The sequence below is a fragment of the Novosphingobium sp. MD-1 genome (assembly GCF_001014975.1).
Lineage (GTDB): Bacteria > Pseudomonadota > Alphaproteobacteria > Sphingomonadales > Sphingomonadaceae > Novosphingobium.
Map to the genome: position 1 here is coordinate 88225 of NZ_BBXA01000030.1, position 18630 is coordinate 106854.

Genomic DNA, 18630 nt, shown 5'->3' on the forward strand with positions numbered 1-18630 from the left:
GTCAGCGCTTGATCCGTTGCCAGAACGCGATGCCCGCGCCGATGGCGAGGCCGGCGGGCAGGGTGATCACCGGCAGCAGCGCGCCCGCGACGGCGCCGATCCCGGCGCCGATCAGCACGGGCTTGGTCGAAGGATGGCCCATCCCCTGTTTCGCCATGGCGGTGATCTCGTCCCGGGCTCGGCCGACGAGATCTTCGTCGCGGTCGCTCATGGCCTTACAATTCCGGATAGATCGGGAAGCGATCGCACAACTCGGCCACGCGATCGCGCACGCGCTGTTCGATCTGCCCGTCGCCTTCATCGCCGTTGCGCGCCATGCCATCGACCACTTCGGCGATGAGCTGCCCGATCGTGCGGAATTCGGCCACGCCGAAGCCGCGCGTGGTGCCGGCCGGCGTGCCAAGACGGATGCCCGAGGTGACGAAGGGTGAGCGCTTATCGAACGGGATACCGTTCTTGTTGCAGGTCAACCAGGCGCGATCGAGGCCCTTTTCCGCCGCCTTGCCGGTCACGTCCTTCGCCGTCAGATCGACCAGCATAAGGTGGTTGTCGGTGCCGCCCGAAACGATGGCGAGGCCCTGTTCCTGCAACGACGAGGCGAGCGCGCGCGCGTTCGCCACGATCTGGGCGGCATAGGCCCGGAATTCGGGGCGCAGCGCCTCGCCGAAGGCAACCGCCTTGGCCGCGATCACATGGACCAGCGGGCCACCCTGCATGCCGGGGAAGACCGCCATGTTGATCTTCTTGGCGATGTCCTCGTCATTGGTGAGGACCACGCCCGAACGCGGGCCGCGCAGCGACTTGTGCGTGGTGGTGGTGACGACGTGCGCGTGCGGGAAGGGCGAGGGGTGCGCGCCGCCGGCAACAAGGCCGGAGAAGTGCGACATGTCGACCAGCAGCCACGCGCCCACTTCGTCCGCGATCTCGCGAAAGCGCGGGAAATCCCACACGCGCGAATAGGCGGTGCCGCCCGCGATGATCAGCTTCGGCTTGTGTTCGCGGGCAAGGCGGGCAACCTCGTCCATGTCGATCAGGTGATCGTCCTCGCGCACGCCATAGGGGATCGGCTTGAACCACTTGCCGCTCATGTTGACGGGCGATCCGTGGGTCAGGTGGCCGCCCGAATTGAGGTCCAGTCCCATGAAGCTGTCACCCGGTTCCAGCAGGGCGAGGAACACGGCCTGGTTCATCTGGCTGCCCGAATTGGGCTGCACGTTGGCGAACTGGCAGCCGAACAACTTCTTCGCGCGTTCGATGGCCAGTGTTTCGACCACGTCGGCATATTCGCAGCCGCCATAATAGCGCTTGCCCGGATAGCCTTCGGCGTACTTGTTGGTGAACACCGAACCCGTGGCTTCGAGCACCGCAAGCGAGGTGATGTTCTCGCTGGCGATCAGTTCGATCTTGGTCTGCTGGCGCTTCAGTTCGCCCCGGATCGCGGCGTAGACTTCGGCATCGGCGCTCTCAAGGTGTTCGGTGAAGAAACCCGAGGAGCGGATTTCCGAAGTCGCGGTGGCGGCATTGGTCATCTGGTCGTCTCCTCTTCAGACCTGGGGATGGGAAAGCTTGTCGACGCGGCCGGCATGGCGGCCGCCGCCGAATTCGGTGGACAGAAACGCATCGAGGCAGGCCTTGGCCATGTCGACCCCGGTCAGGCGCGCGCCCATGGCGATGCAGTTGGCATCGTTGTGTTCGCGTGCCAGCGCGGCGGACAGCGGCTCGGAAACCAGCGCGCAGCGGCAGGCGGGATTGCGGTTCACCGCGATCGAGATGCCGATGCCCGAACCGCACAGCGCCACGCCGAATGCGGCGGTGCCATCGGCGACCACCGAGGCCAGCTTGTAGCCATAGTCGGGGTAATCGACGCGATCGGCCGTTTCCGGGCCAAGATCGGCGACTTCGTGGCCCAGACCGATCAGATATTCGCGCAGTTCCGCCTTGAGGTCGAACGCGGCGTGATCGGAAGCAATGGCTATGCGCATGGGATTTTGCGTTTCCGGCTGTCCTTGGAGGGGATTCTGCGCCCCCTTAGGCGCATTGCGCCAACGATGCCAGATCAAACGCCGTGCAATGCCCTATTGTCCGTATTTGCGGGGCGCCCTTGGGGCGCCCCGCCTTGCATTGCATCGTATCGGGAGCGGATCAGTTGAACGACCCGCTCAGCGTCACGCCGAACACGCGCGGATCGTTGTAGATGCCGGCACGGTAGTTCGAGGTGTCGATAACGCCGACAAGGTTGCGCTTGTCGGTGAGGTTGCGGGCGAAGAAGGCCAGCTCATAGCGCTCGAAAGCCAGACCCGCCTTGAGGCCGAGTTCGAAGTTGCCGTTCGAGGTGTACTCCACCGTCTTGTAGGGCACGTACATCGTATAGCCCTGCAGGTTGAAGTCCGCGCCCACGAACGCGCGCAGCTTCTCGTTCAGCGGCAGGTCGTAGCGGCCGCTCACGTTGAGGTTGAAGTCAGGCGCGTTGGGCAGCGGGTTGCCGTTGATCTGGGCGAAGTAGTTGTTGCCCACGCGTACGGTCGGGTTGAGCACCGTTTCCGAAAGCACGCCACCGGCCGCGCCGGCCTGCGCATAGACCGACTTGTCCTTGATCTCGGTGTGCAGCAGGCTGAAGCCGATGTTGAACTTCAGGTTGCGGGCCGGCCGCAGCCCCAGTTCCGCTTCCATGCCATAGCCGACAGCCTTGTCGGCATTGAACAGCACGCCGTTGCCGTTGCTGTCGTTGCCGTTCAACTGGATGTCCGAGACCGTGTAGTAGAAGCCGGTCAGATTGAACGTCAGGGCGTTATCGAGCCAAGCGCTTTTCACGCCCGCTTCCCAGGACGTGTTCTTTTCCGATTGCGCCGTGGAGAAGGGCGAGTTGAACACGGCAGAACGGCCCTGAATGGTCGGACCACGGAAGCCGCGCGCGACACGGGCGAACAGGCTGAGATCCGGCGTGGCGCGATAGAGCAGGCTCAGGTCGAAGCTGGGCTGCGTGTCGGAAAGGCGCACCTTGCGCGCCGCGGTTGCCGGGAACGTCACCACGCCAGCCACGGTATCGGCGGTCTTGAGCAGTTCGGTGGTCTTGGTGTCGTTCGTCACGCGCACGCCGCCGGTCACGCGCAGCTTCTCGGTCAGGTCGTAGCTGGCCTGGCCGAACAGGCCCCAGCTGGTGTTGACGTTGTGCAGAAGAACCCAGTTGTTCGGGTTGGGCGTGGTGCCCAGCGCATTGCTGGTCAGGAAGTACGCGCGCTGATCGAACTCGGTCATATCGCGCGAATCGAAGTAGATGCCCCCGATCTGCCACTTGAACCGGCCGCTATCCGGGCTGGCGAGGCGCAGTTCCTGCGACCACTGGTCCAGCCCGCGCAGCACACCGCGCGACTGGCCGCAACCGGCCGCGCAATAGTTCGGGGCGGTGCCGCCGAAATCGGCCGCTGCGCCGCCGTCGGTGTCGCCACGGCTATAGCCATGGGCGTTTTCATAGGCGGTGATCGACGTCAGCGTGATGCCGCCGAAATCGTAGATCGCCTTCAGCGATGCGCCCTTGGTCTTGTAGGCCTGCGGGTTGTTCTGCGCTTCGTCATAGGAAACCTTCGTCAGGTCCAGCGTATCCGGCACAGCGCGCACGCCCTGCTTGATGGAGCCGCGATAGAAGATCGACGCGGTGCCATCGTAGTCGCGATAGTGACCGGACAGGCGCAGGGTCAGCGCGTCCGAAGGCTTTGCCTCGATCTGCAGGCGCACGTCGCGCTCGTTGAAGCCGCCCATCACATTCTTGCCGGGGACGGTGCCATCGTCGCTGGGGCCGGTGTAGGTGTTGCTGATCCAGTTGTCGCGATGCTGGTAAAGGCCGGACAGGCGGAAGCTCAGCGTGCCGCTGCTGTTGAGCGGGCCACCGACGCCGGCATCGATGTTGACGCTGTTGCGGCTGCCCCAGCTTGCGGACCCCTGGCCGCGCCAGGTAGCGGACGGCTGCACCGTATCGAACTTGACGATGCCGGCGGTGGTGTTGCGGCCGAACAGCGATCCTTGCGGACCGCGCAGCACTTCCACCTGATCGATGTCGAAGGCCGGCGTGGACTTGAGCACGACATGCTCGGCCACCACGTCGTCCTGGATGATCGACACCGGCTGCGACGCACCCAGATAGAAGTCGATGTTGCCAAGGCCACGGATGTAGAACCGCGGAAAGATGCGGCCCGTGGTCGATTCAACGTTGAGGCTGGGGACGCGGCCCGCCAGCGAAAGCAGGGTGTCGGCACCGCCGGCCTGGATGTCGTGCAACGTTTCGGGCTTCATGACGGCAACGGAGACCGGCACGCTCAGGATGTTCTCCTGGCGGCGTTGTGCCGTGACGACGATCGTGTCGGACGATTCCGCCGCTTCGGCGTCAGCCGCCTGGGCCTGTGCCATGGCGGGAGCCACGGGCAGCAGGGCGGTTCCCGCGAGAAGCGCGGAGGCTAAAGATGCGATACGCATTGATTGATTCCCTCATGAGGTGGGATGACGGTCCCTTGCCGACGGCTGCTGCGGTTAAACCCGTCATATTTCAACCTTGTTTCGGCGGGGCCGGTATCGCCTGAAACGAATCGGGCCGGGGTGTCGCATGGGGGCAACAACCCCCGAGAACCCCATCCCCCAAAATGCGAAAGGGCGCCCCGACGGATCGGGACGCCCTTTTCGGCTTTGCCGGGATGCCGGCCGTTACTGATCCAGGAACGAGCGCATCTTCCTCGAACGGCTCGGGTGCTTCAGCTTCCTCAGCGCCTTTGCCTCGATCTGGCGGATGCGTTCGCGCGTCACCGAGAACTGCTGGCCCACTTCCTCCAGCGTGTGATCGGTGTTCATGCCGATGCCGAAGCGCATGCGCAGCACGCGTTCCTCGCGCGGGGTCAGGCTGGCCAGCACGCGGGTGACGGTTTCCTTGAGGTTGGACTGGATCGCGGCGTCCACCGGGATGATCGCGTTCTTGTCCTCGATGAAATCGCCCAGGTGGCTGTCTTCCTCGTCGCCGATCGGCGTTTCGAGGGAGATCGGCTCCTTGGCGATCTTCATCACCTTGCGCACCTTCTCCAGCGGCATGGAGAGGCGTTCGGCCATTTCCTCGGGCGTGGGCTCGCGGCCCTGCTCGTGCAGGAACTGGCGGCTGGTGCGCACCAGCTTGTTGATCGTCTCGATCATGTGGACCGGGATACGGATGGTGCGCGCCTGATCCGCGATCGAGCGCGTGATCGCCTGCCGGATCCACCAGGTCGCGTAAGTCGAGAACTTGTAGCCGCGCCGGTATTCGAACTTGTCGACCGCCTTCATCAGGCCGATGTTCCCTTCCTGGATCAGGTCGAGGAACTGCAGCCCACGGTTGGTGTACTTCTTGGCGATCGAGATCACGAGGCGGAGGTTGGCTTCCACCATTTCCTTCTTGGCGATGCGCGCTTCGCGTTCGCCCTTCTGGACCATGTTCACGATACGGCGGAATTCGCCCAGCGACATGCCGGTGGCGGCCGCGATGTCGGCGATCTCGGCGCGGATGCGCTCCACCGCCGAACCTTCGTTGGCGGCAAACGCGGCCCACTTCTTGTCGCGGCCGGCCAGCGATTGCAGCCAGCCGTCGTCGAGTTCGCGGCCGACGTAGTTATCGAGGAAATCCTTGCGCGAAACCTTGTGGCGTTCGGCCAGGCGCAGCATTTGCCCGCCCAGCGCCGTCAGGCGGCGGTTGAACGCATAGAGGTTGTCGACCAGGTATTCGATCTTGCTGGCGTGGAACTGCACGCTTTCGACCTGCGCGGTCAGATCCTCGCGCAGCTTCTGGTACTGCGATTCCTTCGCCGCCGGAAAATCGTTGCCGATCGCCAGCACGTCGAGCCGTTCGGCCTGGATCTTCTCGAAGCGGCGGAACAGGTCGGTGATCTCGGCGAAGCGCTCAAGCGCGGCCGGCTTCAGCTGCGCTTCCATCTGGGCGAGGCTGAGGGTGTTGTCCTCTTCCTCTTCCTCCACCGGGCGCGCGCGGCGTTCGCGCAGTTCGTCGTCCTCGTCGCCGTCGGCCGGTTCTTCTTCCTCGACTTCGTCCTCGTCCTTGAACGAGGGGCCGGCCGTGGCTTCGCTGATTTCGCCGTCGGCTTCCTCGCCGTCCTCGGAGAGGTTTTCGGGCTGCGGTTCCTTGGACAGCATCGCGTCGAGATCGAGAATCTCGCGCAGCTGCATTTCGCCCGCGTTCAGCGCTTCGGACCACTGGATGATCGCGTGGAAGGTGATCGGGCTTTCGCACAGGCCCATGATCATGGTGTCGCGGCCGGCCTCGATGCGCTTGGCGATGGCGATTTCGCCTTCGCGGCTGAGCAGTTCCACCGCGCCCATTTCGCGCAGGTACATGCGCACCGGATCGTCGGTACGCTCGACGGTTTCCTTGCGCTTGATGATGTCGGGCCGGTCCTCGACGGGATCGACGTCTTCCACGTCTTCCTGCTGGTTGTCTTCCGGATCGACCGCGTCCTCGTCGCTTTCGACGATATTGACGCCCATTTCCGAAATCGCGGCCATGATGTCCTCGATCTGCTCGGAAGACATCTGGTCCTGAGGCAGCGCCTCGTTCAGCTCGTCGTAAGTGATGATGCCACGGCGCTTGGCGCGCGCGATGAGCTTCTTGATGGAAGCGTCATTCAGGTCGATCAGCGGCGCATCGCCGCTATCGGTCTTGTCGTTGGATGCCATTGAACCCCGATACCACTTTGTTCGAGCTGCCGTTGCGTCTTACAATTATAACGAAGCACGAACGCGACCCATTTGCCCCAACCGGGCAAACAAGGCCAGCCTTCGTTCGCGCAAACGTTCTTTTTCCGCTTCGGTTTCGGGGGTAAGTTCGGCTTGATAGCGCCGATTGGCCTCTTCCAGCGCCGATTCCACCTCCGGAAGCTCCACCAGAAGCGCAATCGCGTCGGCCAATTCCCCGGCGCTGCCTTCCCGCTTCGCGAGAAAGCCGAATCGAATCTCACCAAAATCCGTTGCGGTCGGCGTGCGCAGACGCCGCTCCTGCAATATGGTCCGGATATGTTCGCTTTCAAGAGCGGCGCCCGATGGGCCGGCCGAATCGGCCAGCACCAGCAAGGCATCGAGCGTGGCCGCCATGTCCGCTTCCGCCGGATGCAGCCGGGCGAGGCTTTCGGCATGGGGCGCGATCAGGTCCGGCTGTTCGACCAGCCCCGCGATCACCGCCGCGATCAGCCGGTCGCGCGTGCCCACCCGCTGTTGCAGGCGGTTCGCCTGTTCGGCGGGCAAGGGCGGCGGCGCGGGTTTCCACGGCTGGCCTTTGCCGCGCGGCGCGGCTCCGCCGCCCTGGCGGGGCTGGAACGGCGCGCGTTCCTTGCGAGCGAAGGCGAGTTCGCCGAACCGCTCGTTGAGATCGCGGCGGTAGAGCGCCTTGATGTCGGGGTGCTGGATGGTGTCGCAATGCGCCATCAGCCGCGCCTTCAACCCGGCCTTGTCCTCCGGTGTCGCCAGCGGCAGGGCATCGCGCTCGGCGGCCCACAGCACGTCGATCAGGCTGCGCGCCTCGCTCAGCAGGGCCTCCATCGCCTGCGGTCCATCGCGCTTCACCACATCGTCCGGGTCCATGCCGCCGGGCAGGGTGACGATGCGCAGGCTGTGGCCGGGGCGGAGCAGGGGCAGGGCGCGGGTGATCGCGCGCATCGCCGCGCGTTGTCCCGCAGCGTCGCCATCGAAGCACAGCGTCGGGCATTCGACCACGCGCCACAGCCGTTCTATCTGGTGTTCCGTCAGCGCGGTACCCAGCGGCGCGACCGCCTCGGCGATCCCCGCCGCCGCCAGCGCCACCACGTCCATGTAGCCTTCGACGACGACGATCCGCCCGGCATTGCGCGCGGCCGGCGCGGCGCGGTGCAGGTTGTAAACCGTGCGTCCCTTGTCGAACACCGGCGTGTCGGGCGAATTCAGGTACTTTGGCGCATCCGTTTTTTCGGCGCTGAGGATGCGCCCGCCGAACGCGATCACCCGCCCGCGGGGATCGAGGATCGGCAGCATCAGCCGGCCCCGGAACCGGTCATAGGGATCGCGGCCTTCCACCACGATGCGCAGGCCGGCCTCGATCAGCATGGCATCGGGGAAGGCGGAAAGCGCCTCCTTCAGCGCGGTGCGGCTGTCGGGCGCGAAGCCGAAGCCGAAATCGCGCACGATCCGTTCGGGGAATCCGCGCGAGGCCAGATAGCGCCGCGCGTCCGCGCCGCGCTCCTCGTGCAGGCTGCGCGCGAAGAAATCCTGCGCCGCGGCCATCACGTCGTGCAGCGATTTCTGCTGCTCCGCGCGCTGCGCCATGCGCGGATCGGGCGCGGGCACTTCCATGCCGGCCTCGACCGCCAGTTCCTTCACCGCATCCATGAAGGGCAGGCCCTGATGGTCGGTCATCCAGCGGATCACGTCCCCGTGCGCGCCGCAGCCGAAGCAGTGGTAGAAGCCCTTTTCGTCGTTGATCGTGAAGCTGGGCGTCTTTTCGTTATGGAACGGACAGCACGCCTTGAACTCCCGCCCCGCCTTCTGCACGCGCACCGTCCGCCCGATCACGCCCGAAAGCGAAATGCGGGAGCGCAGTTCGTCCAGCCATTGCGGGGACAGGCTCATGCAGCGCCTCCGCCCCGACGGGGGCGAGTCCACAAACTCCCCTCCCGCCTTCGGGAGGGGGCGGGAGGGCAGTTTTGTGTCACCCCGCCAGCGCCGCCTTCACCAGTCCGCTGGCCTTGCCCATGTCGAGCTGGCTGCCGTGCTTCGCCTTGAGCGCGGCCACCACCTTGCCCATGTCCTTCATGCCGGCCGCGCCGGTTTCGGCGATGATCGCGGCGATCGCGGCCTTCGCGTCATCGTCGCTCAACTGCGCGGGGAGGAATTCCTCGATCACCACGAGTTCGGCTTTCTCGACCTCGGCCAGTTCCTGCCGGCCGCCCTGTTCGTAGAGCGTGATCGATTCGCGGCGCTGCTTGGCCATCTTCTGCAGCACGTCGACCACGATCACGTCGTCGTCGGGAACGGTGGCGGCGGTGCGCAGTTCGATGTCCTTGTCCTTCAGCTTGGCAAGGATGAGGCGGACGGCGGCCAGGCGGGCCTTGTCGCCCGCCTTCATGGCAGAAACCTGCGCGGCCTTGATCGAGTCGCGGATCATGATGTCTGTACGTTTCCTGTGGATGGTCGCCGCAAGCCGGCGGAAGAAACGCATGTAGGATAAACTTTCTCAATCCGCTAGGTTGACGGTGCGGCGTGGCAGGTCTAGCGGGCGAGCCTTAGCGACATCGTCAGAACCCTTACCAACGGAGCGCCCCACATCATGGCCGACCCCGCACTTTCGCACGCGCCTCAACCAGAAGGTGCGACGGGAGTCCTCGTGCTTGCGGATGGATCGGTCGCGTGGGGACGAGGCTTTGGCGCGGTCGGCTCGGCCGTGGGAGAGGTGTGCTTCAACACCGCGATGACCGGCTATCAGGAAGTGATGACCGATCCGTCCTATGCGGCGCAGATCGTCACCTTCACGTTCCCGCACATCGGCAATGTCGGCACCAATGCCGAGGACATGGAAAGCCATGACGTGCCCGGCGCGGTGGGCTGCGTGGTGCGCGAGGACGTGACCGCGCCCGCCAGCTTCCGCGCGCAGGGCACGTTCCCCGCATGGATGGAAAAGCACGGCAAGATCGGCCTTGCCGGGGTCGACACCCGCGCGCTGACCCGCCGCATCCGCCTGTCCGGCGCGCCCAACGCGGTGATCGCGCACGATCCCAAGGGGCAGTTCGATATCGACGCGCTGCTGGAAAAGGCGCGCAACTGGCCGGGCCTTGAAGGCATGGACCTTGCCCGCATCGTCACGCGCGACGGGCAGGAGGAATGGCAGGGTTCGGTCTGGCGGCTGGGGCAGGGCTATGGCCGCTCCCCGCACGACAAGCGCCCGCACGTCGTCGCCATGGACTTCGGCGCGAAGGACAACATCTTCCGCAATCTGGTGAAGGCCGGGGCGGGGGTGACGGTGGTGCCGGCGGAAACCTCGCTGGAAACGATCCTGTCGCTCAACCCCGATGGCGTGTTCCTCTCGAACGGCCCGGGCGATCCGGCGGCGACCGGCGCCTATGCCGTGCCCGTAATCCAGGCGCTGCTGGAGCGCGACGTGCCGATCTTCGGCATCTGCCTTGGTCACCAGATGCTGGGCCTGGCCGCCGGCGCGAAGACGGTGAAGATGCACCAGGGCCACCGCGGCGCCAACCACCCGGTCAAGCGGCTGGAACAGGGCGTGGTGGAGATCACCAGCATGAACCACGGCTTCGCGGTGGACAACGCCAGCCTGCCGGCGAACGTGATCGAAACCCACGTTTCGCTGTTCGACGGGTCGAACTGCGGCATCGCGATTGCGGGCAAGAAGGCGTTCGGCGTGCAATACCACCCGGAAGCCTCGCCGGGGCCTCAGGACAGTTTCTATCTGTTCGAGAAGTTCGTGGGGATGCTGGGATGAACGCCAACGCCTTCACCCCCTCTCACCCTTCAGGGGGAGAGGGTTGGGGAGAGGGGGCTTTCCGGATCCCGCCCCAAGGCCATCAGGATCGTCCGCGCGACGCCTTCGGGATTGGTCATGACGTCCGCGTTAGTGAACCGGAGCACCCGGTAGCCGCGCGCTTCGAGGTCGGCCGTTCGCCGCGCGTCGTAAGCGATATCCGAACCGTGGGTTTCCCCGTCGATCTCGATGACCAGCCGTTCCGAGCGCGCGGCGAAGTCGGCGATGTACGGCGCAAGCACGACTTGCCGCTGAAACTTGAAACCAAGACGGCCGGCGCGAACGATCTGCCACAGCCGGCGTTCCGGCTCGGTCATTTCGCGCCGCAGCTCCCGCGCCCGGGTTCGCGTGCCCTCGTGTCGCTTCATCGTGTCGCAGCCCCCTCTCCCAACCCTCTCCCCCTGAAGGGTGAGAGGGCTTCAATACTGTAAGGCCCTCGCATGCCCAAACGCACTGACATCTCCTCGATCCTGATCATCGGCGCCGGGCCGATCATCATCGGCCAGGCTTGCGAGTTCGATTATTCGGGCACGCAGGCGGTGAAGGCGCTCAAGGAAGAGGGCTATCGCATCGTCCTGGTCAACTCGAACCCGGCCACGATCATGACCGATCCCGAGATGGCGGACGCGACTTATGTCGAGCCGATCACGCCGGCGATCGTCGCCAAGATCATCGAGAAGGAGCGCCCCGACGCGATCCTGCCGACGATGGGCGGGCAGACCGCGCTGAACACCGCGCTGGCGCTGGCGCAGGACGGCACGCTCGAAAAGTTCGGCGTGACCATGATCGGCGCCAATGCCGAAGCGATCGACAAGGCCGAGGATCGCCAGAAGTTCCGCGATGCGATGGACAAGATCGGCCTCGAATCCGCGCGTTCCGGCGTGGCGCACACGGTGGACGAGGCGCTGGCGGTGCTGGAGACGACCGGGCTGCCCTCGATCATCCGCCCCAGCTTCACGCTGGGCGGCACCGGCGGCGGGATTGCCTACAACCGGGAAGAGTTCGTCAAGATCGTGCGCGGAGGCCTTGAGGCCAGCCCGACTACCGAGGTGCTGATCGAGGAATCGCTGCTCGGCTGGAAAGAGTACGAGATGGAAGTCGTCCGCGACCGGAACGACAACGCCATCATCATCTGCTCGATCGAGAACGTCGATCCGATGGGCGTCCACACCGGGGATTCGATCACCGTCGCCCCGGCGCTGACGCTGACCGACAAGGAATACCAGATCATGCGCAACGCATCGATCGCGGTGCTCCGTGAAATCGGCGTGGAAACAGGTGGTTCGAACGTTCAGTTCGCGGTCAACCCGAAGGATGGCCGCCTGATCGTGATCGAGATGAACCCGCGCGTGTCGCGGTCCTCGGCGCTGGCGTCCAAGGCTACCGGCTTCCCCATCGCCAAGGTCGCGGCCAAGCTGGCGGTGGGCTATACGCTGGACGAGATCGTCAACGACATCACCGGCGCGACGCCGGCCTCGTTCGAACCGACGATCGACTACGTCGTCACCAAGATCCCGCGCTTCGCGTTCGAGAAGTTCAAGGGCGCCGAACCGCTGCTTGGCACCGCGATGAAGTCCGTGGGCGAAGTGATGGCGATTGGCCGCAACTTCAAGGAATCGCTGCAAAAGGCGCTGCGCGGGCTGGAAACCGGGCTGGACGGCTTCAACCGCGTGGTCGCGCTGGAGGGCGCGGACCGCGACGAGATCAACGCGGTCCTTTCGCGCGCCACGCCCGAACGCCTGCTCGCGGTCGGCCAGGCCTTCCGCGAAGGCTTCTCAGTGGAGGATATCCATGCCGTCACCAAGTACGAGCCGTGGTTCCTGCGCCACATCGAGGAAATCATCGCCGAGGAAAAGGCGATCCTGGAAAATGGCCTGCCGGTCGACGCGGCGGGGCTGCGGCGGCTGAAGGCCATGGGCTTTTCGGACAAGCGCCTGGCCACCCTGGCGGTGCGGTCGGTCCATGTCGCGGGCGGCATGGCGGAAACCCAGGCCAAGCGTTCGGGCCTGCTGCACGATGCGCTGCGCGCCATGGCGGGGGCCACCAGCGAGGACGAGGTGCGCAAGCTGCGCCACCGGCTCGGCGTGCGTCCGGTATTCAAGCGCATCGATAGCTGCGCGGCCGAATTCGAGGCGGTGACGCCCTACATGTATTCGACCTACGAAGGCGGGTTGTTCGGCGAGCCGGAGAACGAGGCCGCGCCTTCGGACCGGCGGAAGATCGTGATCCTCGGCGGCGGCCCGAACCGCATCGGGCAGGGCATCGAGTTCGACTATTGCTGCTGCCACGCCTGCTTCGCGCTGGAAGATGCCGGGTTCGAGACCATCATGGTCAACTGCAACCCGGAAACCGTCTCCACCGACTACGATACCTCCGACCGCCTCTATTTCGAGCCGCTGACGGCTGAGGACGTGCTGGAGATTCTCGAAGTCGAAAAGGCGAACGGCGAGCTTGTCGGCGTGATCGTGCAGTTTGGCGGGCAGACGCCGCTGAAGCTGGCGCAGGCGCTGGAAGACGCCGGGATCCCCATCCTCGGCACGTCGCCCGATGCGATCGACCTTGCCGAAGATCGCGAGCGCTTTGCCGCGCTGGTCGAGAAGCTGGGCCTCAAGCAGCCCGCCAACGGCCTGGCGCGCAGCCGCGACGAGGCGGTCGCGGTGGCGGCGCGCATCGGTTATCCGGTGTTGATGCGTCCGTCCTACGTGCTGGGTGGGCGCGCGATGGAGATCGTGGACAGCCAGGCACAGCTTGATGACTACATCGCCACCGCCGTGCAGGTTTCGGGCGACAGCCCGGTGCTGATCGACCAGTACCTGCGCGATGCGATCGAATGCGACGTCGATGCGCTGGCCGATGGCGACGAAGTGACCGTGGCCGGCGTCATGCAGCACATCGAGGAAGCTGGCATCCATTCGGGCGACAGCGCCTGTACGCTGCCGCCCTACAGCCTGCCCGATGACGTGGTGCAGGAAATGGAGCGCCAGGCAGTGCTGCTGGCCAAGGCGCTGGGCGTGCGCGGGCTGATGAACATCCAGTTCGCGGTGAAGGACGGCGAGGTTTACCTGATCGAGGTGAACCCGCGCGCCAGCCGCACGGTACCGTTCGTGGCCAAGGCGATTGGCCAGCCCATCGCCAAGTTCGCGGCGCGGATCATGGCGGGCGAAACGCTGGCCGACTTGCCGGCGATCCGGCGCGAGGTCGATCACATGGCGGTGAAGGAAGCGGTGTTCCCCTTCGCCCGCTTCCCCGGCGTCGATCCGGTGCTGTCGCCCGAGATGAAGTCCACGGGCGAAGTGATGGGAATCGATGCGAATTTCCCGGTCGCTTTCGCCAAGGCGCAATTGGGCGCAGGCGTCAGCCTCCCGCGCAGCGGCACGCTGTTCGTCTCGGTCAAGGATAGCGACAAGGCCATCGTCCTGCCGGCGGTAAAGAAGCTGTCGGGGCTGGGCTTCCACATCGTCGCTACCGGCGGCACGGCGCGTTACCTCGCCGATGCCGGTGTCTCGGTCGAACGGATCAACAAGGTTGCCGAAGGCCGCCCGCACATCGTGGACCGGATCATCGATGGCGACATCGCGTTGATTTTCAACACGACCGAGGGCTGGCAGAGCCACAAGGATTCGCAATCGATCCGTGGCTCGGCGCTGTCGGGCAAGGTGCCCTATTTCACCACGGCCGCCGCATCGGTCGCCGCCGCCGCGGCAATCGAGGCGCTGCAAAGCGCCGACCTTGCGGTTCGTCCGTTGCAGGATTATTATAGCTGAGCTTCCACGTGTTCCCCAGCATCGCGGCGGTGAAAGCCCGGACGGTCGATTGATACGGCTTCCGGTTGGGGACGGTTATCCCTGGTTGCCGTAGCGTTCGCGCCGCGGCGGGCGGGGAGCGAAAGGAAAGAGAAGACGGATGGCAAGTGTGGAAAAGCTGCCGATGCTGGCCGAAGGCTATGAAAAGCTGACTGCCGAGCTGAAAGCGCTGCGCGAGGAGCGGCCGAAGATCGTTGACGCGATCGAGGAAGCGCGCGCCCACGGCGATCTTTCCGAAAACGCCGAATATCATGCCGCCAAGGAGCGGCAGGGCCAGGTCGAAGCCTCCATCGCCGATCTGGAAGACAAGATCAGCCGCGCGCAGATCATCGATCCGACCAGCCTTTCGGGCGATCGCATCGTGTTCGGCGCTACGGTGACGCTGCTCGATGATGCCGACAAGCCCGTGCGTTATCAGATCGTGGGGCAGGCCGAAGCGGACGCCAAGGTGGGCCGCATCAGCTACAATTCGCCGCTGGGCCGCGCGTTGATCGGCCGCAAGGTAGAGGACGAGGTCGAGGTGACGGTGCCGTCGGGCGACAAGTTCTACGTCGTCGAAAAGATCGAATTCATCTGAGCTTCGAAGTGTAACAGCCTGTTTGAAACCCGACATCCCAGCTTTCGCTGGGATGTCGGGCGGACCATACAAAAAGCCCCGGATCGCTCCGGGGCTTTTTTGTTTGCCTGAGGTCAGGCCTTGGGCAGTTCTGGTTCGAGTAGCCGGTGCAAGTGAACGATCACATAGCGCATTTCCGCATCATCCACGGTGCGTTGCGCGGCAGCGCGCCAGGCTTCTTCGGCGCTGTGATAGTCGGGGAACACCCCCACGACGTCGATCTTGTTGAGGTCGACGAATTCGAGGCCCTGGGGGTCCTTGACCCGCCCGCCCATAACGAGGTGCAGCTTCTGCATGGCAGCCTTTTCCATTGGGGAGGAAACGTGCGTGCCACTGACAAAATGATGCGCGAATGGCAAGTGCGACAAATGGCTTATTCGCGCCCTTGTTGGGTTATTTGCGCAATCTGGTCGCAATTTCGATAAGGCGGCGCAGCGCGGTTTCCCCCACCTCGCGCGCGGACGATACCGCGACCTCGGTCAGGTCGACCGCGCGCTTGCGGGCTTCCTCGCCACCTTCGGCGATCTTGCCGCCCACGGTGCCGCCGATGTCTTCCAGCTTGGCCACGCCGTCGCGCCCCGCGTCGGCCGCGCGCGAGGCATAGGCCGACGCGATTTCGGCGCCCAGCGCGGCGAGCGCCGCGGCGCGCTTGCCCAGGCGCGAATCCACGACTTCCCGCGCCGCCGAACGGCGCTTGGGCCAAGCGCGGGCGACCAGCGCACCAAGAAGAATGCCGCCCGCCAGCATGGCAACAGGATGTTCGTCGACGAGCGTCTTCACGGTCTTCGCCGGGCCGGAAGCGGCCACCCGCGCCTTGGCCGCTTCCACTTTTTCGCGAACGGCCGCATTGGGATCGTGTTCACCGGTCTTGGTTTCGTCGCTCACATCATTCTCCTTGGGCAATGGCCAGCCAGCGCCCGGCGATCCGGGACAGGGGCGCGCGCAACAGCCAACCCGCAACGGCCGCGACCGTCAGGCCCAGCACGGCCTTGTTTTCGCTGGCGATATCGCGGGCCATGTCGATGGTTTCAACGATTTCGCCGGCGGCATGTTCCCGGATGCGGCGGCCGATCGGTTTCTCCGCCAGCCCCTCGCGCAGGGCGGAAATGTCCTCTCGCACCAATTGCCAGGCGTCCTCGCGCAACTGGCGCGCCTCTTCGAGAATGGCGGAATCCCGGCGCTCGCTCATGTTTCCGTGCCCTTGCCCAGCAAGGCCGCGCGCGCCTTGCGGAAACGCCCCACGGCCGTGGCGAAGCACGCCGCAGCAAGTCCGCCGAGCCCCAGCCCGACAAACGCGAGCGCCCCCCACGGCGTCAGAAGCGGGGTAAGCGCCAGCAGCAGCCCGACCACCAGCGCCACCAACGTGAAGAAGGCGAAGGCCAGTGCCAGCAGCAACAGCGCGACAATGCCTTTCGCGCGGCCCCAGCCATAGGTGGCGCGCGCGCGGGCATAGGCCAGTTCCGCCTCGAACAGCGTCTGGCCATCATCAATCAGGGCGCGCAGGGTTCCGGTCAGCGAGGCATCGGCCTCGCCAGCCGGAACCTCGGTGCCGGATTCGGGCGGGGATGGGGGCGACATACGTCGTTCAGGCGGTGCGCGTCTCTGCCCTTACGCGTCCCCGTCGCCAGACCCGCGCACCAGCCGCGCCAGCAGGAAGCCGGCGACGGCAGCGATGCCGATCGCGGTGGCAGGGCTTTTGCGAACGAATTCCTTCACATCGTTGCCGAGTTCGGAAACGTCCTTCGATTCGAGCTTGGCCGCCGTTTCCTGGATGCTGCGCGCGGCGGAACGGGCATAATCGCCATACTGCACGCCCAGCTTTTCGTCGATCGTGCCGGCGGTGTCGGAAATGGTCTTGCCCAGCACCGTCAAGGCGTCGCTTGCCTTGCTCTTGCCATCGGTCGCGAGCGAGATCGCCTTTTCCTTGGCTTGACCGGCATAGAGCTTCGCGTCCTCGCTCCAGTCGCCGGCCTTTTCGGTCACGGTCGCCTTGTAGGCGGCTCCGCGCTCCATCGCCTCGCCTTTCAGCTTTTCAGCGCTGGCCTTGGCGTCTTCAACCGCCTTGCTGAAGCGTGACTTGCCGGTTTCCGCAGCGGCGGCCGCTTCTTCAACGGCTTCGGTCACGGTTTCCGCGACGTCGGCGGCGGCGGTGGTGCCCTTGGCGGTGGATTTGGCCATTTTCCTGTCTTCCTTCGAACTGTGAGGCCCGGCCGGCCCGGTGACAACGACTAGCGCATCCTGGACCATTGGGCAAAGCGCCTGCGAATTCACGACGGGGTGTCCCGCTGCAATGCACCAACGCGGGTTGCGCCCGCCGGTTCCAGCCGATAGGAGCCGGCGCCAAAGGCGATGTCCAGCCTCTTTTCGCCCATTTTCAGGGAGTCTGCCATGACCGCGATCATTGACATCCACGCCCGCGAGATTCTCGACAGCCGCGGTAATCCCACCGTAGAGGTCGATGTGCTGCTTGAAGACGGCAGCTTCGGCCGCGCGGCGGTTCCCTCGGGCGCTTCGACCGGCGCGCACGAAGCGGTCGAACTGCGCGATGGCGACAAGGGGCGCTATCTCGGCAAGGGCGTGACCAAGGCGGTGACCGCCGTCAACAGCGAGATTTCCGAAGCGCTGATCGGGCTTGACGCCGAAGACCAGCGCGACATCGACCTGGCGATGATCGCGCTCGATGGCACCGAGAACAAGGCGCGGATCGGCGCCAACGCCATCCTCGGCACCAGCCTGGCCGTGGCCAAGGCCGCTGCCGACGCGCGCGGCCTGCCGCTATATTCCTACGTCGGCGGCGTTTCGGCGCATGTCCTGCCCGTGCCGATGATGAACATCATCAACGGCGGTGAACATGCCGACAATCCGATCGACTTCCAGGAATTCATGATCATGCCGGTTGGCGCGCCGACGCTGGCCGAAGCCGTGCGCTGGGGCGCGGAAGTGTTCCACACGCTGAAGAAGGGTCTGCACGAAAAGGGCCTGGCGACGGCGGTGGGCGACGAAGGCGGTTTCGCGCCCAACCTGGCCAGCACCCGCGACGCGCTCGATTTCGTGATGGCCTCGATCGAAAAGGCGGGGTTCAAGCCCGGCGAGGACATGGCGCTGGCGCTCGACTGCGCTTCCACCGAGTTCTTCCGCAACGGCAAGTACGAGATCAGCGGCGAAGGCCTCTCGCTCTCGCCTGAAGCCTTTTCGGATTATCTCGCGGCACTTTGCGATGCCTATCCGATCCGCTCGATCGAGGATGGCATGAGCGAGGACGATTTCGAGGGCTGGGCCGCGCTCACGGCGAAAGTCGGCAAGCGCGTCCAACTGGTTGGCGACGATCTGTTCGTGACCAACCCGAAGCGCCTTGAAATGGGCATCGGCAAGGGGCTGGCCAATTCGCTGCTGGTCAAGGTCAACCAGATCGGCACGCTGACCGAAACGCTGGAGGCCGTCTCGATCGCGCAGCGCAACGGCTACACCGCCGTGATGTCGCACCGTTCGGGTGAAACCGAGGACGCCACGATCGCGGACCTGGCGGTTGCCACCAACTGCGGCCAGATCAAGACGGGGTCGCTGGCCCGGTCGGACCGGCTGGCCAAGTACAACCAGCTCATCCGCATCGAGGAAGAACTGGGCGCTTCGGCGAAGTACGCGGGCAAGGGCGCGTTCGGCCGGCTCTCGGCCTGATCCGGTCCTTCCGG

Annotated in this window: 17 protein-coding genes; 4 read left to right on the top strand and 13 right to left on the bottom strand. The window is 65.2% G+C overall.

Annotated elements, in window-relative coordinates:
- Window position 1: 1 nt before the first annotated feature.
- The 7 genes from NMD1_RS13570 to NMD1_RS13600 all read right to left on the bottom strand — a co-directional run bounded on the left by NMD1_RS13570 (window position 2) and on the right by NMD1_RS13600 (window position 9151).
- A complete protein-coding gene (locus NMD1_RS13570) occupies window positions 2–211 on the bottom strand; it encodes a hypothetical protein (RefSeq protein ID WP_125955165.1) in 210 nt (69 codons plus the stop codon).
- 4 nt (window positions 212–215) lie between these two features.
- Window positions 216–1529 carry a serine hydroxymethyltransferase gene (gene glyA, locus NMD1_RS13575; RefSeq protein ID WP_125955166.1) on the bottom strand — a complete coding sequence of 438 codons (1314 nt, stop codon included), beginning with the start codon at window positions 1527–1529 and terminating at the stop codon, window positions 216–218.
- Between the two features lie 15 nt (window positions 1530–1544).
- Window positions 1545–1982, bottom strand: coding sequence for a ribose 5-phosphate isomerase B (rpiB, locus tag NMD1_RS13580; RefSeq protein ID WP_124808802.1), 438 nt, complete (start codon window positions 1980–1982; stop codon window positions 1545–1547).
- A gap of 160 nt (window positions 1983–2142) precedes the next feature.
- Window positions 2143–4467 (bottom strand): TonB-dependent receptor, encoded by a 2325-nt coding sequence (locus tag NMD1_RS13585; RefSeq protein ID WP_124808803.1) that lies wholly within the window; start codon window positions 4465–4467, stop codon window positions 2143–2145.
- A 225-nt stretch (window positions 4468–4692) separates the two neighbouring features.
- Window positions 4693–6696 carry an RNA polymerase sigma factor RpoD gene (gene rpoD, locus NMD1_RS13590; RefSeq protein WP_124808804.1) on the bottom strand — a complete coding sequence of 668 codons (2004 nt, stop codon included), beginning with the start codon at window positions 6694–6696 and terminating at the stop codon, window positions 4693–4695.
- A 45-nt stretch (window positions 6697–6741) separates the two neighbouring features.
- Window positions 6742–8616: a DNA primase gene (dnaG, locus tag NMD1_RS13595; protein ID WP_125955167.1), complete on the bottom strand. Its 1875-nt coding sequence runs from the start codon at window positions 8614–8616 to the stop codon at window positions 6742–6744.
- A 79-nt stretch (window positions 8617–8695) separates the two neighbouring features.
- Entirely contained in the window at window positions 8696–9151 is a 456-nt protein-coding gene (locus NMD1_RS13600) for a GatB/YqeY domain-containing protein (protein WP_124808806.1), read from the bottom strand.
- Between the two features lie 162 nt (window positions 9152–9313).
- Here NMD1_RS13600 and carA point away from each other — a divergent pair, with 162 nt between their 5' ends.
- Window positions 9314–10483 (top strand): glutamine-hydrolyzing carbamoyl-phosphate synthase small subunit, encoded by a 1170-nt coding sequence (gene carA, locus NMD1_RS13605; RefSeq protein ID WP_125955168.1) that lies wholly within the window; start codon window positions 9314–9316, stop codon window positions 10481–10483.
- Between the two features lie 29 nt (window positions 10484–10512).
- On the opposite strand, the gene NMD1_RS13610 is transcribed toward carA, so the two are convergent.
- Window positions 10513–10890 carry an endonuclease domain-containing protein gene (locus NMD1_RS13610; protein WP_125955169.1) on the bottom strand — a complete coding sequence of 126 codons (378 nt, stop codon included), beginning with the start codon at window positions 10888–10890 and terminating at the stop codon, window positions 10513–10515.
- Between the two features lie 72 nt (window positions 10891–10962).
- On the opposite strand from NMD1_RS13610, the gene carB reads away from it, so the two are divergent.
- A complete protein-coding gene (gene carB, locus NMD1_RS13615; protein WP_124808809.1) occupies window positions 10963–14286 on the top strand; it encodes a carbamoyl-phosphate synthase large subunit in 3324 nt (1107 codons plus the stop codon).
- Between the two features lie 139 nt (window positions 14287–14425).
- Window positions 14426–14902: a transcription elongation factor GreA gene (gene greA, locus NMD1_RS13620; RefSeq protein WP_124808810.1), complete on the top strand. Its 477-nt coding sequence runs from the start codon at window positions 14426–14428 to the stop codon at window positions 14900–14902.
- A 113-nt stretch (window positions 14903–15015) separates the two neighbouring features.
- Here greA and NMD1_RS13625 read toward each other — a convergent pair whose 3' ends face one another.
- The 5 genes from NMD1_RS13625 to NMD1_RS13645 all read right to left on the bottom strand — a co-directional run bounded on the left by NMD1_RS13625 (window position 15016) and on the right by NMD1_RS13645 (window position 17119).
- Window positions 15016–15237 (bottom strand): DUF4170 domain-containing protein, encoded by a 222-nt coding sequence (locus tag NMD1_RS13625; RefSeq protein WP_124808811.1) that lies wholly within the window; start codon window positions 15235–15237, stop codon window positions 15016–15018.
- Between the two features lie 97 nt (window positions 15238–15334).
- A complete protein-coding gene (locus NMD1_RS13630) occupies window positions 15335–15826 on the bottom strand; it encodes a hypothetical protein (RefSeq protein WP_125955170.1) in 492 nt (163 codons plus the stop codon).
- Window position 15827: 1 nt separating this feature from the next.
- Entirely contained in the window at window positions 15828–16130 is a 303-nt protein-coding gene (locus NMD1_RS13635) for a hypothetical protein (protein ID WP_124808813.1), read from the bottom strand.
- On the bottom strand, window positions 16127–16519 hold the full coding sequence (locus NMD1_RS13640; RefSeq protein ID WP_125955171.1) for a phage holin family protein: 393 nt from the start codon (window positions 16517–16519) through the stop codon (window positions 16127–16129). Before NMD1_RS13640 ends, NMD1_RS13635 begins: the two co-directional genes overlap by 4 nt.
- A gap of 30 nt (window positions 16520–16549) precedes the next feature.
- Window positions 16550–17119, bottom strand: a complete 570-nt coding sequence (locus NMD1_RS13645) for a hypothetical protein (protein WP_233497636.1) — start codon at window positions 17117–17119, stop codon at window positions 16550–16552.
- 210 nt (window positions 17120–17329) lie between these two features.
- Here NMD1_RS13645 and eno point away from each other — a divergent pair, with 210 nt between their 5' ends.
- Window positions 17330–18616: a phosphopyruvate hydratase gene (gene eno / locus NMD1_RS13650; RefSeq protein ID WP_124808816.1), complete on the top strand. Its 1287-nt coding sequence runs from the start codon at window positions 17330–17332 to the stop codon at window positions 18614–18616.
- Window positions 18617–18630: the final 14 nt, after the last annotated feature.

What these genes read in the sequence shown, in the direction of transcription:
- NMD1_RS13570 (WP_125955165.1), bottom strand. Translation starts at nt 211, where the DNA reads ATGAGCGACCGCGACGAAGATCTCGTCGGCCGAGCCCGGGACGAGATC.
- glyA (WP_125955166.1), bottom strand. Translation starts at nt 1,529, where the DNA reads ATGACCAATGCCGCCACCGCGACTTCGGAAATCCGCTCCTCGGGTTTC.
- rpiB (WP_124808802.1), bottom strand. Translation starts at nt 1,982, where the DNA reads ATGCGCATAGCCATTGCTTCCGATCACGCCGCGTTCGACCTCAAGGCG.
- NMD1_RS13585 (WP_124808803.1), bottom strand. Translation starts at nt 4,467, where the DNA reads ATGCGTATCGCATCTTTAGCCTCCGCGCTTCTCGCGGGAACCGCCCTG.
- rpoD (WP_124808804.1), bottom strand. Translation starts at nt 6,696, where the DNA reads ATGGCATCCAACGACAAGACCGATAGCGGCGATGCGCCGCTGATCGAC.
- dnaG (WP_125955167.1), bottom strand. Translation starts at nt 8,616, where the DNA reads ATGAGCCTGTCCCCGCAATGGCTGGACGAACTGCGCTCCCGCATTTCG.
- NMD1_RS13600 (WP_124808806.1), bottom strand. Translation starts at nt 9,151, where the DNA reads ATGATCCGCGACTCGATCAAGGCCGCGCAGGTTTCTGCCATGAAGGCG.
- carA (WP_125955168.1), top strand. Translation starts at nt 9,314, where the DNA reads ATGGCCGACCCCGCACTTTCGCACGCGCCTCAACCAGAAGGTGCGACG.
- NMD1_RS13610 (WP_125955169.1), bottom strand. Translation starts at nt 10,890, where the DNA reads ATGAAGCGACACGAGGGCACGCGAACCCGGGCGCGGGAGCTGCGGCGC.
- carB (WP_124808809.1), top strand. Translation starts at nt 10,963, where the DNA reads ATGCCCAAACGCACTGACATCTCCTCGATCCTGATCATCGGCGCCGGG.
- greA (WP_124808810.1), top strand. Translation starts at nt 14,426, where the DNA reads ATGGCAAGTGTGGAAAAGCTGCCGATGCTGGCCGAAGGCTATGAAAAG.
- NMD1_RS13625 (WP_124808811.1), bottom strand. Translation starts at nt 15,237, where the DNA reads ATGCAGAAGCTGCACCTCGTTATGGGCGGGCGGGTCAAGGACCCCCAG.
- NMD1_RS13635 (WP_124808813.1), bottom strand. Translation starts at nt 16,130, where the DNA reads ATGAGCGAGCGCCGGGATTCCGCCATTCTCGAAGAGGCGCGCCAGTTG.
- NMD1_RS13640 (WP_125955171.1), bottom strand. Translation starts at nt 16,519, where the DNA reads ATGTCGCCCCCATCCCCGCCCGAATCCGGCACCGAGGTTCCGGCTGGC.
- NMD1_RS13645 (WP_233497636.1), bottom strand. Translation starts at nt 17,119, where the DNA reads ATGGCCAAATCCACCGCCAAGGGCACCACCGCCGCCGCCGACGTCGCG.
- eno (WP_124808816.1), top strand. Translation starts at nt 17,330, where the DNA reads ATGACCGCGATCATTGACATCCACGCCCGCGAGATTCTCGACAGCCGC.